Origin of the sequence: Enterococcus sp. DIV0421 (genome assembly GCF_051713745.1) — a bacterium.
Taxonomy (GTDB): Bacteria; Bacillota; Bacilli; order Lactobacillales; family Enterococcaceae; genus Enterococcus_D; species Enterococcus_D casseliflavus.
Genome location: NZ_JBIOQM010000003.1, coordinates 119,322 through 137,678, shown reverse-complemented (window position 1 = coordinate 137,678; position 18,357 = coordinate 119,322). Strand labels below are relative to the sequence as shown.

The window sequence follows — 18,357 nt, the reverse complement described above, 5'->3', positions numbered from 1 at the left end:
GAGAGAATAAATATGTCGTGTATTTTATCTAAGTTAAGAAATATTCCTGTTTTTCCTCGATTACTTTTAGTTTTCTATATTCTATTCTTTTTACCTATGATAATAGTTTTTTTGGTCAATCAATCTTTATATACAAAGGAAATAGAGCAAAATAATATGCTTGTTCTTTCAAACATAGTTAAAAATGCTAACGACAAATTAACAACATATCTTCAAAATCATTATGATATAATTTCTCAATTTCAATTTTCCGAAAAAGAAGAATCCATAATAACAGATAATGCTCCTCATGAGGTTACTGACTCTATTATTCAAGAACTTAAATTATTAAAAAATAAACTTAGAGATTCTTCTATCCTTTTTATTACAGACAATAGAGTTTTTTCATCAGAAGATACTTCATGGAATCCTCAGAATTATTATATTCAAAACATGGAATCCTATAAAAAAAGTGATTTATACACTTTAACTCTAAAAAACAGTGGTTATCCAGTCTGGTTAGATTCTACTGAAGAAACTAACCTGCTTATAAGAAAAACAGAACTAAAAAGAAACATAGACGGATATGTCTCACTATCTAAACAAATGAAAGATTCCAAAAGCGAAAAAAATGGAATTCTTCTCGTCCTTATTCATCCAAAAAAGCTATCAGCACTTTTAAAAGAATATTCTGACAAACAAAATGGCAATACTTTTATTATTGGTAATAATAACCTAATAATTGGAAGCAACAATTCAAGAAATGCCCCTTCATTTCCTATATACCATAAAAAAATAATAGAAAATATTTTATATAAAAATACTGGACATTTTTTTATTAATGATGAGAATAAAACAAAGCTACTTACCTTTAAAAAAACTAAAACCTTACCCTTTGGGATTGTTAACCTTATTTATCGAGAGAAAATTTATTCAAACATAAACAGACTGTATACAATTACCTCTATTGCTTTTATTGTAATAATGATTTTAGGAAGTTTTATTTTATACTTAGTAGCTCAAAGTATATCTGTCCCTATACACAATCTAACTAAAAGCATGAAAAATATCGCTATTGGCAAATATTGCTTCCCAAAAGATAAAGATGTTAACGATGAAATAGGATTATTATCAAAAGAGTTTAATTATTTAGTTACCAATACTAATAAATTAATAAATCAAGTCTATTTATCTGAAATACGTAGACAAAAAGCAGAATTGGCAACGCTGCAACTACAAATTAAACCTCACTTCTTATACAATACTTTGGATATAATAAGATGGCAATGCTTAGAAGATTATAACGGAATTTCTCCCTCTTCAGAAATGGTAGAAACTTTTAGCAGATTTTTACGTCAAATAAGTAATATTAGTTCAGATAGAGAAACTCTAGAAAACAGTATAGATACTGCTATTTTATATTTAGATATCATGAACTTTAGGTATGACAATAAAATAAAACTATTTTATGAAAATGAGATTGATGAGGATGAATGTTTTGTTCCTTTCTTACTAATCCAACCATTAATTGAAAATTCGATAAAACATGGTTTTAATAACGAGATGCAACTCAAATTAATCACCATCAAGTCCTCAATAAAAAATGGAATGTTTAAAATAATATATAAGGATAATGGGGTTGGAATTCCAGCTAATAAATTAGAAAAATTAAAAACTGATATAGCCAAAAATACAAAGTCTCATCCTCATATCGGATTAAAAAACATCTATCACAGATGTCAATTATTATATGGAAATGAATTTTATTTTAATATAAGAAACGCTACTATTGGATTAATTATTGAATTATCATTTCCAGCCAATTAATGTTCAATAAATATTTATAATGAGGTGTTCTTATGTTTCAAATATTATTAGTTGACGATGAAACGACTGTTCTAAATGGTCTTAAAAAATTTATAAATTGGCATTACTATGGTTTTGAGATAAAAGATTGTGCATCTAGCGTAGCTCAGGCTCTTTATCTTTGTGAATCTTATGAATATGATTTAATTATTACAGATATACAAATGCCTGTGCAAAATGGCATAGAATTGATAAAAATAATTCGTAATATTTATCCTAAAATAAAAATCATTGTACTTTCTAGTTTCGCAGAATTTGAATATGCCCAAGAATCTTTAAGATTAGGTGTTATAGATTATATAGTTAAACCTGTTAACTTTGAACAAATAAACAATCTTCTTTTAAAACTTCAAAAACTATTTTTTTTAGAAAAAGAGTCTATAAATAAAGAATTATCTAAATCTATCATTATGAATATGATACACAATAAAAAATACGAAAAAAATCAATTAAGAGAATATTTTGATTTATATGCTCCCTTTCAAATTATAATGATATCCACTACTAATAAAGAAGAACTAAAATTATCAAATTTACTTGCTTATATAGACACACACTTTGATGAAGCAATTGTAATAACATTAACTCCTGCTATTTTTATGATAAAAACAAAAATAATAAATGTCTATCGCTTTAATATACTTCAAAATATGTGTATGTCTTTTAATTTATTCATTGGAATTTCTAAAAATAAATATACAATTTATGATATTCAATCTGCTTATATTGAAGCAGAAAGAGCTCTACATTATCAAAGTCTAAGAAATTCGCATGTACCTCTTTTATATGAAAATATTTCAAATTTGTTCCTATCATCTTCTGAGGATTCTAAATTTGATTTTATAATTTCAGGATTTTTGGATCCTAAGAATCACAATATGATTAGAATACATATAAACAATATGATTCAATCTATTATAGAACCAAAATCTCCTGATATATCTCAAATACAAAATATATATCTTGAATTAATAATGAAACTAAGTCAAATGATTCAAAAAAACTACTCTATTTCAACTGAAAACTATCAATTAGTTACAAATTCTATAATTATGTTATTCAATAGTAATAAGTATATGGATATAAAAAATACTGTAAATAACTATCTTGATTTCTGTTTTAATATTGTTCGTCAAAATCACGATAGTAAATCAAAAGATTTAATTTCAGAAATTATAGACTATATAAATTTACACTATCCAGAAAAGATTACTCTTAAATCTATTTCAGAAAACTTCTATATATCTCCAGTATATTTAAGTACATTTTTCAAAAAAAAAATGAATATCAATTTTGTTGATTACTTAACTGATATTCGTTTAAAAAAAGCTCAAGAATATCTTCTTACCTCATGTTATTCTTCTTCACAAATTAGTACACTCGTAGGATTTGATAACCCTAGATATTTTACTAAAGTTTTCAAAAAAAAGATTGGATTAACACCTATAGAATTTAGAAAATCTAAAACTCGGTCTTAATATTTTCATTGACAGCTATATCAAAAAACTCTACGGCAATAATAAAAAAGCGAGAATGATACGTTTTTTAACAAGTGTGCAAGACACTCAGAACAATGACGTCAGAGACAAAATAGCGGGCGGTAATTTCTTTTCTTGTTGTATTCTTCGCCATTTCCAAGGTAATTTAAACCTTTGATTTCTTTGAAAGATATCAGTTTTCATCCAGAAAATTTGTCTGAATGTTGAATGTCGACTGATATTCTTTACAGTAAAAGCGCATACGTACCAAGCGTAATTCTGTTTTTGTTGCTCGATAAAGCAATAGCTTGATATATAGTATGGCTGAGTTTTGCATGAATAAGATTGAAATGATCCATGGAGATATCCTTTCGGCTCTTTGTCAATAAGGACTGATGAGTTGTGCAAAATCAAATCTGGGTCAGAATGAACCACATTCTGGCTCAGATTTTTTGTTATCTTACATTGATTAATTGATTGATCAAAAAGATTCTAATTCTCATGTTCTCGAATGATTTAAATCCGTAGGATACTCGTTTCATTGTCTTTATGTGGGTATTCTTCGCTTCAATTTTTCCATTGGAATAAGGATAGATCATTGCGTTGGTGATACCTTCTTCATAGGTCAGAAGGTTTTGAAGCTTCTCCCGAAAGCCGTCATCTAACGTTTCAGGAAGTTCTGCCAATAAGGAGAAAAATAAGTCAGGGTCTTTGTCTCGAAAGGCTTCGACTAATTCATGAAAAAAGGGATACGCCTCCTTTAGGGGCGCAGAAAACTCAAGCAATCGATCAATCATCATTGCTTCAGTGAGAGATGGGTATTTTGGTGCTCGGAAACTTTTCCATGTTTTGTACTCATAATGGTTGATGCTTGCACGATTTTTTAGCAAAAAGCGCCAGTTCTTTTTCAGTTTTTCTGCCTGGCTTTTCTGTCCGGCTTTACGAAGTTCATTCATTTCACGGATACGCAACTCATTGAACGCTTGATTCATGTGTTTGACAATATGAAACCGATCAATCACTATTTTCGCATTTGGCAGAACACGTTTGGTGAGCTGGAAGTAGGCAGCGTTCATGTCTGTCACCAAGAATTCTACTTCTTCTGGATTGGTACAACCTAAGAAATAGCTTGTTAATCGGGGTAATTTACGCGTAGGCAAAACATCAATTAATCGAAGACTTGTGGAATAAAGAAAGTAAGGTGCTATATTCTTTTCCAAAGGAGGATTACCCAATGTTTAAAGAAATAGAAATCAAACTAAATCGCTATCACGAAATCAAATTGGATCAAACAATTATTCATATTCCTAAAGCATACGGGTATTCTCAATTAACTGTTGTTTTGACTTGGAATAAATTCAAAGTCCTTACGCCGCATGGAGAACTCTTAATGAATGACTATCGTCCTTATATGAACAAAAAGCGATTGATTCCGTGGAGCGATATCTTAAAACAATGGAGTGATAAGCTGAATGTTGTTAGTTATTCGAGGTATTGGAAATACTTACCAGCACGACTTCAAAATTATCTGGCGATTGATAATAATCACATCAAATACAGACGTATCCATCAAATACTGAGTTTATTGACAACCTACGACATCCAACAAATCAATGAACAATTCTATGAGTTAGTTGTTCAAGAGGATGTCCCCTCTGACTTTGATGTCAATTGGTCAAATTATGACGCACTTACAAAATCAGGAGGACCCTATAAATGACTAGACAGAACCTAGAAGATTATTGTAAAAAGCTCAGATTAAGTCATATCATCACGAACTTACCAAGAGCTTCTTTCGAAGCTCCAGAACAATTTATTACCGATCTATTCCGTTTAGAACTTGAAACCAGGCAACGAATCAAATTAGAACGGATGGAAAAATTAGCCAAATTTCCTGTACCAAAGTCACTAAAAAATTATGAATGGCATGGGCTCTATAATTTATGGGACTGATGAATCAGAATTGATTCTTCAGCCCCATTTTCATTTTAGGTATTAAAAAACATATCGTTCTCTAGTATGATTAAATCACCACAAAATAAACAACTGAGAGGACGATATGCTATATGAATGATTCTATCAAAAAAATGCTGAGAATAATAGAGAAAGATTTGATGATTACAGAGGTCTCTTACGAGACCCTTCAGAAGAAAAAGACGTTGGTCGTCGATGCTGTTCTCTCGCCTACTCCTCGTGCTTGTAGAAGTTGTGGTTCTACTGTGGTAGATGGAAACGGGAAAGCAATTATAATGAAAAATGGGAAGAAGGAAACGATTGTCCGTTTTGAACAATACAATCATATGCCTTTGGTTATGCGCCTAAAAAAGCAGCGCTATACCTGTAAAAACTGCCGAACCCATTGGACTGCTCAAAGTTATTTTGTCCAACCCAGACATTCAATCGCAAATCATGTTAGATATAAAATTGCTTCTTTATTGACTGAAAAAGTATCTTTATCTTTTATTGCGAAAAGCTGTCAGGTATCTTTGACCACCGTTATTCGTACATTGAAAAAGTTTAAAAGCTATTTACCAAAGCAATCTAAGAAGATTCTCCCCAGAGTATTGATGGTTGATGAATTTCGTTCGCATGCTTCCATAGAAGATAAAATGAGCTTTATTTGCGCAGATGGCGAAACAGGAAAATTAATAGATGTTTTGCCTACGCGTAAATTACCTCGATTAACAAGCTATTTCTTAGGTTGTACCAATCCGGAAGAAGTAGAATTCTTGGTGACAGACATGAACGCCGCCTACTTCCAGCTCACCAAACGTGTTCTGCCAAATGCGAAAGTAGTGATTGATCGGTTTCATATTGTCAAACACATGAATCAAGCGTTCAATGAGTTGCGTATCCGTGAAATGAATGAACTTCGTAAAGCCGGACAGAAAAGCCAGGCAGAAAAACTGAAAAAGAACTGGCGCTTTTTGCTAAAAAATCGTGCAAACATCAACCATTATGAATACAAAACATGGAAAAGTTTCCGAGCACCAAAATACCCATTTCTTACTGAAGCAATGATGATTGATCGTTTGCTTGAGTTTTCTGCGCCCCTAAAGGAGGCGTATCCCTTTTTTCATGAATTAGTTGAAGCCTTTCGAGACAAAGACCCTGACTTATTTTTCTCCTTATTGGCAGAACTTCCCGAAACGTTAGATGACAGCTTTCGGGAAAAGCTTCAAAACCTTCTGACCTATGAAGAAGGCATCACCAACGCAATGATCTATCCTTATTCCAATGGAAAAATAGAAGCGAAGAATACCCACATAAAGACTGGAATGGCAACAGTTTTTTTGACAAATTTTATAAGGTGCAGAACTTCCTTCCGTATGCTATTCCGATTGTCCTTGACAATGAGCCTCCTCGGATGTGACGATCTTCGGCAGGAGCTAACAGTTAAAGTTAGACTGCCTCGCTAGCGTTAGCACATCCGAGCTCATTATCAAGGATTCGCTGCGCCAATCTCTGGTTACGGTAACCAACCGGTGTCTCGTAGCCAAGTGTACCGTGCAACCGAAGGTGGTTCCACCAATTGACATAGTCAAATAACTCCAAATCCAATTGTTGTAAGGTTTCAAATGTGTATTGATAGACAAATTCTACTTTCAACGACTTATAAGTTGATTCAGCTACGGCATTATCAAAAGGACAGCCTTTATGACTCAATGATCGATTGATGTCAAAAGTTGTTAATAATTCATCAATAGCTTGGTTATCAAACTCTTTTCCACGATCAGTATGAAAAATCTCAACCTCTGTCAGAGGTTGTTTGATACGGCTAAATGCTTTTTTTACTAGAATGGCATCTTTATGTTCTCCACAAGAATAGCCGAGAATTTCTCGATTGAACAGATCCAAAATGAAACAGATATAATTCCATTTTTTCCCGACTCGTACATAAGTCAAGTCTGTTACGATCGCTTCTAATGGGTTGTCTCTTAAGAATTTACGATTCAATACGTTTGTCGTTTTGGCTTCATTGCAAGTAGAATGATGTACTTTAAAATAAGCAACAGTATAGCTCGATTTTAATCCTCTATTTTTCATGATTCTACTAATTTTTCGTCGGCTGATCCGAATGCCTCGTTTTGATAAGGCTTTTTTTATTTTTCTTGAGCCGTAGGCCTTTCGGCTGCGGATAAATTCTTCAGCGACTACTTCTTCAAGTTCTGATTCGTCTTTCTTTGGTTTTGATTGATAATAATAGGACTGACGTGATAGACCTAATATTCTGCACATCGCTGATATAGGGTAAAGATGCTTATTCGCATCGATTACTTGTCTCTTCGTCCGAATATCAGCGCTGCTTGCTTTAAAATATCATTTTCCATTTCTAATTGCTGGTTTCTTTTACGTAGTTCTAACAATTCTTTTTGTTCAGGCGTAAGATTATCTTTTCCTTTGAATGAACCACTCGTTTTAGATTGCTTTACCCATTTGTCAAATGCTGAAGCCGTTAGTTCATATTCTCGAATGATTTCTACACGTGGCTTTCCAGCTAAGTAAAGATTGACGATTTGTTGCTTGAATTCTTGTGAAAAAGTTCTTCGTGTTCTCTTAGACATAAAAATTCCTCCTGGTATGTTTTCTTCTAGTCTACACACCTTAATTTTTCTGTCTAGTTAATTGTAGCCTATCCAGACAATGAAACGAGTATCCTACGGATTTAAATCATTCGAGAACATGAGAATTAGAATCTTTTTGATCAATCAATTAATCAAAGTAAGATAACAAAAAATCTGAGCCAGAATGTGGTTCATTCTGACCCAGATTTGATTTTACACAACTCATCAGTCCTTATTGACAAAGAGCCTAAATTTTCAGTTGTATCTTTCTCTACCAACACTAAATGTCGAAGAGCCTTATATTTTGGAGAGCGTAACCAGTTAACTTATGTCACGCCCCCTTTGATTTGGTACAACATACTCAATTATTTTTATAAATTTTATTCTAAAAATACAAGCACTTTGTATAGTAAGTAAATGAATCTGTAGTAGAAAAACTACTTAGCAGCTGAATCATATATCCAATCTACTTTTACAGGCACGTATCTTATCTCCTCAGTTCTTTTATCTTTTAATGTAAATACGTAAGTACCATTTTGAGTAAACGTATAAGAACTTGGTCCATCTATTACTTCAACATTTTTATTTACAACGTAAACTGTTACGGGATTCATCATTTTAACCGCATTTGTTTTAACATTATTGAATAAAACATCAGAATTTTTATTAGAAACTAAAGGGGTCCCTTTAGCTAATGCTGTTCCTATATTACCTTCTTTATCTTTAAATCGAAAGACATAAGATCGTCCATCAGTTAATTCTTTAATCCCATTAGTACCATCAATAAATATGCCATCACTTAATTTTGCTGTAGCAACAATTGCAGTTTTATCTTCATTGACAGAATAAGAAATTGTTGCTTCAGGTGCATTTTTATCAATATCGGACATATTTTCCTTAGTTATATCTTCAAAGAGTCTGTATTCAAAGCCACTTACAAACTGATCAGCCTGAGCGGCACTTTTGCCATAAGTTGACAATGCAGTTATTTTTATAAATTTCCCCTCTACAGGTGTATCAAATTTAATCTGTTTAACTAACTTATCATTAGCTAATTCTCCTGATACAGCTGCTTCAATCCAGTTCTTCCCCTCTGAACTTACTTCCACTTTTAGTTTAGATATTCTACCATTAACATCTGCTGGCAAATATTCAATCCCGGATATTTTTTTAATATCATTTAATTCAATTGTGTATGATTTGTCGTCTGTCTTGATATTAAATTTTGTATGCCAAAAAGTGTTAGGATTGCCATCTACCATATGTCTACCTGATCTTTCTGCGTTCTGTTCGTTAGCATATTCAACGTTCACTATATTATCTATTGAAATATAGCTTAATTTAGGATTTTTTTCCTCTACATCAAAAGTATAGCTTGTATGCGAACTTTGTAAATTAGTACCATTAGCTTTGTATCTAACTAAAACTGTAGAGCCTTCTTTTATCCTAGTATCATTAGTATACATACACCAAGTTTCACCATTATTTATACTAAACTCTAGGTTTTCTATTGAACCAAAAAATTTATCTTCATATTGATTCGCAATAACTGAGGTATTGTTTGGAGCTTCTGCTTCTTTAATATCTATTTTATAAATATCATCAGCTCCCAATATCTTGATTAATATATCATCTTTTGCATTTATTTTGTTAATTACAGAGCTTAAATCTATCTCTGGAAAGCTTGTTGTATCTGTCCAAGTCTTACCACCATCTATGCTATATCTAGTAGCAAATTCAATATTGCTATACTTATTAGAAACAACTAATTTATTAGCATTATCGCCTGAGAAGGAGAAGGTAAAGACATCAATTTTTTTGGTCATATTATTTGAATTTAATAAAAAATTAGCCATTGTTTTAGTAATGCCTGATTGCTTAACATCTGTATCTTTAACAACACTTGCCTCTTCTAATGCATTTGTTCTTATTAAGTCAAATAAAGGTAAATATTTTTCTTCTATATTAGATTGTATTTGTGTCAATAAATCAGTCATTGCTAGTGGATAATATTTAAAATTTTCAACAACTTTTCTCGCTAACTCTAAATAATTGTCACTTGTTTTATCTTCATTTTCTTTATAAGCTTGAATTAAATTATACATTACATCTAAATTATTAGGCTGAATCTCTAGAGCTTTATTTAAAATGTATTCTCTATTAACTTGTTCACTCTCATAAATATCTGCCAGTATATTTAATTTAATCGCCATTTGATATTCATCATAATTATCAAGTACATTTTGAATTAATGTGATATAAGATGCGGATCTGTTTGAATTCCAAGACTGCATTCCCCAAGCCAATGGCATTTGTCCCAGTTCATCTCTCGACGCAGTCCATCCCGAAACATCATTGACAATAGACCATTCGCCATTATTATTAGATATTAATGCTGCTGCATGCCCTGGTTGATTCAATACACCTGCTGGTCTACCATAGGTTTCTTGTAAAGCAGTATATGTTTTAGCAATAGCCCCACAAACCCCATCTATTTCCATTACAGCAAACCATCTAACTTTATTAGGGTCATTAGTATCTATATTATATTTGGATAGATTGTATACCTTATCCCATTTATCAAAGTTTTCTTTCCCATAATATTGAGGATCCTTAAAGCTTTTTACCCCTTTATATTCAACATAATGATAACCATTCATACTACTATTCTTAACATTTTTTATATAATCAGCAAACCACTTTATCTCATCATTATTCTGTCTTGTATTTAAAGTATATTTTAACATTGCTGGTGATTGATTCTTGAAGAATTCTATTTCAGCTTTACTCCATAAAGTATCCTCATCATTCGTGAAGCTTTTGTATATCTCATATCTTTCAACAACATCTTGCGGAGCATCAGAACCAGCCCAGAAGTAGACATCTTTAGCAAATGCCCAAGACGTTGTTACAGCAAGTTTTAAAAGATATTCTTCATCATGCTTGATTTCATTTTCATGCTTCTTATATATTAAGTCAAAGTTTTGCAACACAGTAAGATAACTATCGCCACTATCACCGATTCCTGTTTCTATAAAATAAGACAAAGCATTTTCATTTTCATACAAATATTTAATGCTTTCTACCATTTGAGGTTCATCTCTGATGACACGTTCTAAGATATCATAACCAACTCTTTTTACAAATTCTCTTTGATATAACTTATGTCCATAAGAATCTGCTGTATCAACAGTGCTTTCTCCCAAGGCCATAATTTCTTTATCTAAATCTTTGACGGGTTTAATCCCTAATGTAGCAGCAACATTTAAATACTCCTCGGATACCAAAGCAGCATCTCCATAAGAAGCATGATCATTTCCGTTATGACCATTTTTATCTGCTTGTAATCTGAGATATTTGGTATTTTTTGGCAATTTTTCTTGTATCTTAATGCTGTTTGATGATGATGTTACAGCATCAGTGGTTTTAAGTTGTGTCCATGTTTTATTATCTTCAGAAACTGATAGTATAAATTTAACATTTCCTTTTCCACTTTGTGATGCATCAACTCCTGCATAAGCTATAAAGGTATCAAAGCCCGCAGATATTTGACTTTCAACATTATAGATAACATCTGAACTAGCATGAGCAAATAAACCTTTTTTAAAAGTTATATAACTGTTATTAACTTTTAATTTAATTTCTGCTCCACTACTATTAGTGTCATTTTTTACTGTGCCATATGCACTAGCTTGCGTATACTTTAAATCCGATAGATATACTCTATCACTATAAGTTTGCTTTACTTCTTCTACTATTTTATCCTCAGCATATATTTCTTTACCGTTACTTCCCACTATAAAAAATACAACTAGAGTAATGGCTATAATATTTAAACATCGATAAAAGTTGTTTTTCATAAAAACTCCCCTGTACTGAATTAAATCTTTTAAGATTTTTAGCCTATTCCTTGTATTAAAATTATCGTTTTAAAGATCTACTATTTTATTTGTAACTAAATATGTGTAAGTATTTTTATTCAAAAAGTCAATTTATCATTTATTTATATATTATCATTATAGAAATACAATGTTTTCTCGATACATATTAACAACAAATCAAATAATTGAGATCAAACCAAATAAAAAATACTTATCAAAGAAAGGAAAAAATCAATCATTTTGTAATCCAAAACATCACTGATAGATAAAAATTGAGAGTCTAGAATCGTATCAATTTATTGGTTAACAATATTCGCTTTCTAAAAGTAAGCATATTGAAATTGATTATACAGGCAATGCGTAAACCTCAATATCTTTTTAATTACTTCAATCCCCTCCTTAAATAGAACCTTTGAGCTATTTTTTACTATCTACGATTCAAAAACATTGATAACTTGGATTACATGGGTATTTTATCATAAAAAATTTTCTTTTCTTTTCGTTTTTCCAGCTAATAGCTGTAATTTATGGTCTGTATCATAATCTACTATTCGTTTTTTGTTTTAATTTTTTTATCTCTTAGACAAATTTAGTGGATGAAAATTGCTATCTTTCAAAGGAATTAAAGACTCAAATTGTTTTGGAACCGACAAAGTATTGACGATTGAAACATTTAATGTATACTATTTACGTGATTTTTAATTATATACTACCTTTTAATGTGAAGGTAGTATATAATTAAAAAAAGCAGAATTCTATTAAAATTTGATATCAAGGGTTTTCAGAGCTTAATATATAGCGAAAATTATCTACTTTTCTACTTTGGTTAAGTACTACCTTAATATATCATATTGGATAAAAAGGTTCTACAATATCTAGTTTTGGAACTGTGATATAAGTCCATAGAAGAAAAAGAGCGAATCTTTAAAAGATCCACTCTTTTGTTACTGCTATGTTTAATTTTATTCAGGATTACTTCAAAAGTTTTAATGGTATCTATATCGAGCTGACACAACCAAAGTAAGTATTTCTTTTTCTTATGTGTCCAGTAAACAGTGGGGGAGGAGGGTATCAAATTATTGTATCTTGCTCTCTGCTAACTAGAAGCCAGTTGTAAACGCCTTTCAAATATTTTTTCTTCTTCCATCCTCAAAAAAGGGCGCTGCCTGAAACTTCAATAACGGGCAGCGCAAATCTAAAGAGTATAGCAAATCTATTTCTATTATAGCAAAATCACAAAAAAATTCATCAATAAGTTTAATTTTTTCAATTTCTTTCTTCTTAAGCCTCCAAATGATTCTGCCAGAACATAGATTATACACCAATACTTGAATATTTTTAATTTAATCATAACAAAGGAGAGTACTTATCTGGTTTTTTTGTTATATAATATTTAATTTCAGCTTTATAAATATAAAGGGACTGTGACATAAGTCCATAGAAGAAAACGGGACTGTGACATAAGTCCATAGAAGAAAACCGCAAGAAATGACGAGAAATCGTTCATTTCTTGCGGTTTTTTGGGTAAAATAAAAAGGAACACCGGTTGCCTCCAATGCCCCATCATTTAATCCTGAAAGGACTAAACAAAATGTATACTAATTATAACATGAATCAACTCACTTTGGATCTATCTACTTCATTTTCTCCAAAAGAAAATCATGTCGCCGTTTTTATCCATGAACTGGTCGAAGCGCTTCAGATTAATGACCCCTATCTTTTTGGTCGACCAAGAGAATATGATTTAGGTGCCATGATGAAGTTGGTTCTTTTTGCGTATACGCGAGAAACCTTTACAAGTCGCAAGATTGAACGCTTAGCTGAAGAAAACCTATATGCTCGCTGGTTGACGCAAGAACGGGTTCCGACTTATCGAACGATCGCCCGTTTTTGTGTATCCAACGATGTACAAGAGTTGACCAATAAAGGCTTAGATCAGTTGACAGAGTATCTGCGTGCACGGAATCTGATTGATGATGCGCTGTTTATTGACGGCACAAAAATCTTGGCAGATGCGAATAAGTACAGCTTTGTCTGGAAGAAAAACACGATCCGATTCGATCAAATGAATCGCGAAAAACTGCTTACTATGATGACGGAACTAAGAGAAGCGTATGCCCTGAAACAGATTCCCGAAGGGACGTCCTTGACAGTAGACATGATAGATGAACTGTTAACACGGATGGAACTACGTTTGGAAGAACTAGAAAAAGAAGTTGAGGCAACGAAACGTCTTTCGCCAAATCCAGCGAAACAACAACGGAGAACGTTGAAAAGCCAAGTACGCAAATTAAATACAAAACGAGAAAAACTTCTGGAACATCAAACGCAGTTTTCTACTTATGGGACAAGAAACAGTTATTCAAAAACTGATCATGATGCGACATTCATGCGCGTTAAAGAAGACCCTATGAAAAATGGCCAACTTAAGCCTGCGTATAACCTGCAAATCGCTACTTGTAATCAATTTGTACTCGGCTACGATGTCTTTCAAAACCCAACAGACACTAAGACACTGAAACCATTACTGGAAAAGATGAAGATTGCACAAAAGTCCCCTCATTATTTGGTCGCCGATGCAGGCTATGGTTCAGAAAGCAATTACCGCTATATAGAAGATGAACTTCCCCAGCATACTGCACTGATTCCTTATGGAACAATGTTTAAAGAACAAAGCAAGAAATGGCAAACAGATGATCGGAAAGTAATGAATTGGAATTATGAGCCTAAGGAGGACTTTTACATCGACCCCAAAGGGGTACGATTCAATTTTCATGCTTACCGTCAACGAACAGATGCGGATGGCTTTGTCCGAGATTTTAAAGAATACCAAGCAGAAAAAACGGATGCGAACCAAGCGCTCATTCCTGAAGCCTTAACCCCAAAGGGGAATCGCAGAAAGATCACTGTAAATCCGTCTTGGGAATACCATAAAGAAAAACAAAAAGAGCGCTTATCAATGCCTGAAATTCAAAAAATATATGGTCGGAGAAAGATCGACGTGGAAACAGTCTTCGGATTTATGAAGGCTTGTTTGGGTTTCACTCGATACACGGTTCGGGGCTTAGAAAAAGTCAGAAAACAGACGGGTTTACTCATTACGGCAATCAATATGATGAAATTGACAAAAATAGGTACTTGAACTACCCAAAATGAATAAAAAAAACAAGGAGCACTCGAAAAATCACATGATTTTCGAGTGCTCCTTATATTTTGGAGAGCGTAACTAGTTAACTTATGTCACGCCCCCTTTACCGTGATTTGAAAGATTGATTGGAATAATAATGGAAAAAATATCTCTATCGTAAGTTAATTATACAATATGATATGTTTTTTTATCAAGCTTTTTTAGAAACTATTTTTATTTTTTTGTACGTAAAAACGCTAAAGAATATATAAGTGAACTACTTATCACTTAGCTAAACTTGACGGTTCTTAACGATTGAAGTGGGAGCTTCTTGGGAAAAGAGCATACTTGCAAGTTTATTTTTTCATTTGCAGAGGTGTCTCTTATTTACCAAGCTATTCCCGTAGTTCCTACGGTTCTTGAGTTTTATTTTGATCGTCGGTCGAAATACTAACCACACAACGTTATGACAGATTTAGTTTGGTTTTCACTCTAATCATAATCATCGTTACACTCGCATCGTCACGAATGTCTTCAAGTCTTACAGTTTTACTTGTGGCGCTAACTCAATATCTTTCACTTGAGCGCCTTCACACTGGAATTGCACCATCATGCTTGGAATCAAACTAATTATAGCATTTATCTTTTCGGTCTTCGAGTTACCCACGCTAACCCTCATACCAAACGGCATTCATCACCCGCCTATAGAGGATGGGTGATGAATGCCTGATTATGTTAAAGGAATGTAATTCGTTTTTAAAGACTTTATGAATTTTATGATTTTTACGCATAAGACAGAATCGGATTGACTGTATTCCATAAACGTAAAATCAACAGTTCCTTGATCGCTAGGAATGGCTGCTTTTCCGTTATCCTTGTCCATAATAAGCATGTTCGCCATGCTTGCGGAAATAATGTTTATCCAGCAAATAATCAGCGATCGGTGTTCGATCCAAGGTCAAAGCTTCGGTACCTAATGCCATTTCTGCGACCTCTTCTAAAACAATACTATTGCTGACCGCTTGTTCCGCAGATTGCCCCCAAGTAAAGGGACCGTGTCCCGCTGTGAGGACAGCTGGGCATGCAAGTGGATCTAATCCCCGCTTTTCAAACGTCTCGACAATGACTTTGCCAGTTTCTTTTTCATAGTTTGCCGTTACCTCAGAGGCCCGTAACGGTCGTGTACAAGGGACACTACCATAAAAAGTATCCGCATGCGTCGTTCCATATGCAGGGATGTCTCGCTGTGCTTGCGCCCATTTTACCGCATTTGTCGAATGCGTATGGACGATCGCCTTGACGCCTTCGAAGTGCTTATACAATAGCGCATGGGTTTTGATATCCGAGGAAGGCTTCAACGCCTTCGCCTCTTTCGGCATTCCCGCTAAGTCGCAAACCACCATTGAGTCAATCGTCATCGTCTGATAATCAACACCGCTGGGTTTAATGACGATGATCCCTAAATCTCGATCGATCTCACTGACATTTCCCCAAGTTAGCTTTACTAGTCCTTCCTCAGGCAGTCTCTTATTGGCTTGATAGACTCGCTCTTTCATCAATTGAAGCTGATTGATCAAGGTAACCGACCTCCTTTAGTTTTGGTAATAAAAATGCTTTGGCTTGTTCGATTTCCGCAATCGGGTCAGCGCTCGTCTCACTCCACATCTCGATGACAAAAGAACCGTTGTAATTCAACCGCTTCAGCGTGCGTAAGCAGCCATCAAAATCAACACACCCAGTGCCAAACGGTACTTCTTTAAATTTTCCTCGAAACTTATCTGAAACCGCCAATGTATCTTTCAAATGAATCTGGGTTATCTCGCAAATGCCTTTTTCTAATTCATAACCGACATCATTTTCTGGCCAGGCCGATAGGTTCCCGACATCTGGATAGACTTGTAGATAGGGCGAAGGGATCTGCTCCTTGATCCGTAAATACTTTGAGATAGAATTTAGAAACGGATCATCCATGATCTCTAGTGACAAAACGACACCCTTTTCAGACGCCCTAGCGACCGCTTCTTTTAGATTGGCAATGAACCATTCTCGGCTACAAAGACTTTTTTCCTCATAGTACACATCGTATCCGGCTAATTGGATGCAGCGAATACCCAAATCTGAAGCCAGGTCAATGGCTTTTTCCATCAGATGCATCGCGTGCTTGCGCTTTTTTTCATCGATCGAACCAAAGGGAAACCGCCGATGTCCACTGAGACATAAAGACAAGATTTTGATCCCCGAGGCATAGATTGCCTCGACGATCTCTTTGCGTTGCTCTTGGTCCCACTCTAAGCGTGCCAAGCGTTCATCGGTTTCATCAATGGACATTTCAATGAAATCGAAGCCTCGGTCTTTGACAAACTGCAATCGTTCCGACCAAGAGAGGGTTTTGGGTGTTGCTTTTTCATATAGACCGATCAAACTCATGGAAAACTACCCCCAAATCCGTAAAATCTCTTGCTTGAAATCCACTGCTGCTTGTTGCGGATCGTCAGCTGCAGTGATGCCTCGTCCTGTGATAAAGGTATACACATCAATGCCAGCAAACAGAGCCAACGTCTCGACGCTCAATCCTCCCGTGACTGACACTCGAAACCCCATATCGATCAATTTACGGACTTTCGTTAAATCTTTTTCTCCCCATGTTTCACCAGCTAACAGTGCGTCACGACTTTGATGGTAGATAGCTTGTGAGATGCCGGCATCTAGCCACTGCTGTGCTTGCTGGTAGGTCCAGTCACCATATAATTCTACTTGGATCTCAGCAATTTCTTTTGCCGCTGCCTTCATTGTTGGGATCGTTGCTGCACAAATTACGGTCATATAATCCGCGCCAGCTTGCTGGCAGTTTTTGGCGACCGTCCCACCGGCATCGGCACATTTTGTGTCTGCTACGATCAACTTTTCCGGATACATCGCTCGGAAACAGCGTAAGACCTGTGCTCCTTCTTGCAACAGTAAAATAGTTCCTGCTTCAATGATATCCACCACATCGCCAACTTTTTTGATATCAGCCAGTGCACCAGCTAAATCGGAGTGATCGCAAGCGATCTGCAGTTTTGGTATACTCATGAAATTCCCCTCTCTTTTGTTCGATCATCTTTTTGTTCGATCATCTTTTTGTTCTTGTCACGTCCTGATGCACTACTCCTTCGAAAGACCCGCTTCTCTGACCCGCTCAATAATTTCTTTAGGGGACATCACATTTCTGACTCCGATCACTGTTACGCCCTTTTCTTTGGCTTTATCGAACATATTGACAAAGTTCATTGGCGTAAAGACCACATCGTAATTCTTGGCGGTGCTTTTGCCTTCAGAAATCGCGCAATGATGAATAGAGGTGATCGTGATCCCTTCTGACTTCAAAGCTTTTTCGACACTCCGCATCATCATCAAACTTGTTCCTGATCCATTTGCACAAGATACCAATACTCTCATCTTCTTTTCCTCCTAAGAATTCA

General features: G+C 34.3%; 10 protein-coding genes and 4 pseudogenes. 6 read left to right on the top strand and 8 right to left on the bottom strand.

Going from position 1 to position 18,357, the window contains the following annotated elements; all coding sequences use genetic code 11:
* The first annotated feature begins 12 nt into the window (after positions 1 to 12).
* Both IGI96_RS18620 and IGI96_RS18615 read left to right on the top strand, forming a co-directional pair.
* Positions 13 to 1,806: a cache domain-containing sensor histidine kinase gene (locus tag IGI96_RS18620; protein ID WP_438785558.1), complete on the top strand. Its 1,794-nt coding sequence runs from the start codon at positions 13 to 15 to the stop codon at positions 1,804 to 1,806.
* A gap of 32 nt (positions 1,807 to 1,838) precedes the next feature.
* Positions 1,839 to 3,323 (top strand): response regulator transcription factor, encoded by a 1,485-nt coding sequence (locus IGI96_RS18615; RefSeq protein WP_438785557.1) that lies wholly within the window; start codon positions 1,839 to 1,841, stop codon positions 3,321 to 3,323.
* Positions 3,324 to 3,778: 455 nt separating this feature from the next.
* Here the strand turns inward: IGI96_RS18615 and IGI96_RS18610 are convergent.
* Positions 3,779 to 4,498: pseudogene (locus IGI96_RS18610) on the bottom strand (ISL3 family transposase); the annotation flags it as partial.
* A 59-nt stretch (positions 4,499 to 4,557) separates the two neighbouring features.
* Here IGI96_RS18610 and IGI96_RS18605 point away from each other — a divergent pair.
* From IGI96_RS18605 to IGI96_RS18595, 3 genes and pseudogenes are all read left to right on the top strand, one after another.
* Positions 4,558 to 5,043, top strand: coding sequence for a hypothetical protein (locus tag IGI96_RS18605; protein WP_438785556.1), 486 nt, complete (start codon positions 4,558 to 4,560; stop codon positions 5,041 to 5,043).
* Positions 5,040 to 5,252, top strand: a pseudogene (locus IGI96_RS18600) (ATP-binding protein); the annotation flags it as partial. The gene IGI96_RS18605 and the pseudogene IGI96_RS18600, both read left to right, overlap by 4 nt.
* Before the next feature lie 137 nt (positions 5,253 to 5,389).
* Positions 5,390 to 6,598: pseudogene (locus IGI96_RS18595) on the top strand (ISL3-like element ISEfa11 family transposase); the annotation flags it as partial.
* A 127-nt stretch (positions 6,599 to 6,725) separates the two neighbouring features.
* Here the strand turns inward: IGI96_RS18595 and IGI96_RS18590 are convergent.
* The 3 genes and pseudogenes from IGI96_RS18590 to IGI96_RS18580 all read right to left on the bottom strand — a co-directional run.
* Positions 6,726 to 7,888 (bottom strand): IS3 family transposase gene (locus IGI96_RS18590; protein WP_438785398.1). Its coding sequence is split into 2 segments (ribosomal slippage): positions 6,726 to 7,612 and positions 7,612 to 7,888, totalling 1,164 coding nucleotides; the frame shifts between segments, so codons are not numbered across the junction.
* A 437-nt stretch (positions 7,889 to 8,325) separates the two neighbouring features.
* Positions 8,326 to 11,748 (bottom strand): NPCBM/NEW2 domain-containing protein, encoded by a 3,423-nt coding sequence (locus IGI96_RS18585; RefSeq protein ID WP_438785555.1) that lies wholly within the window; start codon positions 11,746 to 11,748, stop codon positions 8,326 to 8,328.
* 949 nt (positions 11,749 to 12,697) lie between these two features.
* Positions 12,698 to 12,916: pseudogene (locus IGI96_RS18580) on the bottom strand (hypothetical protein); the annotation flags it as partial.
* 444 nt (positions 12,917 to 13,360) lie between these two features.
* On the opposite strand from IGI96_RS18580, the gene IGI96_RS18575 reads away from it, so the two are divergent.
* Positions 13,361 to 14,911, top strand: coding sequence for an IS1182 family transposase (locus IGI96_RS18575; RefSeq protein WP_438785554.1), 1,551 nt, complete (start codon positions 13,361 to 13,363; stop codon positions 14,909 to 14,911).
* Positions 14,912 to 15,765: 854 nt separating this feature from the next.
* Here the strand turns inward: IGI96_RS18575 and araD are convergent.
* From araD to IGI96_RS18555, 4 genes are all read right to left on the bottom strand, one after another.
* On the bottom strand, positions 15,766 to 16,452 hold the full coding sequence (gene araD, locus IGI96_RS18570) for an L-ribulose-5-phosphate 4-epimerase AraD (RefSeq protein ID WP_438785636.1): 687 nt from the start codon (positions 16,450 to 16,452) through the stop codon (positions 15,766 to 15,768).
* Positions 16,424 to 17,323: an L-ribulose-5-phosphate 3-epimerase gene (locus IGI96_RS18565; protein WP_010748565.1), complete on the bottom strand. Its 900-nt coding sequence runs from the start codon at positions 17,321 to 17,323 to the stop codon at positions 16,424 to 16,426. The genes araD and IGI96_RS18565 overlap by 29 nt, the downstream gene beginning before the upstream one ends.
* 6 nt (positions 17,324 to 17,329) lie before the next feature.
* Positions 17,330 to 17,968 carry a 3-keto-L-gulonate-6-phosphate decarboxylase UlaD gene (locus tag IGI96_RS18560; protein ID WP_010748564.1) on the bottom strand — a complete coding sequence of 213 codons (639 nt, stop codon included), beginning with the start codon at positions 17,966 to 17,968 and terminating at the stop codon, positions 17,330 to 17,332.
* Between the two features lie 72 nt (positions 17,969 to 18,040).
* Positions 18,041 to 18,334, bottom strand: coding sequence for a PTS sugar transporter subunit IIB (locus IGI96_RS18555; protein WP_008376531.1), 294 nt, complete (start codon positions 18,332 to 18,334; stop codon positions 18,041 to 18,043).
* Positions 18,335 to 18,357 lie beyond the last annotated feature (23 nt).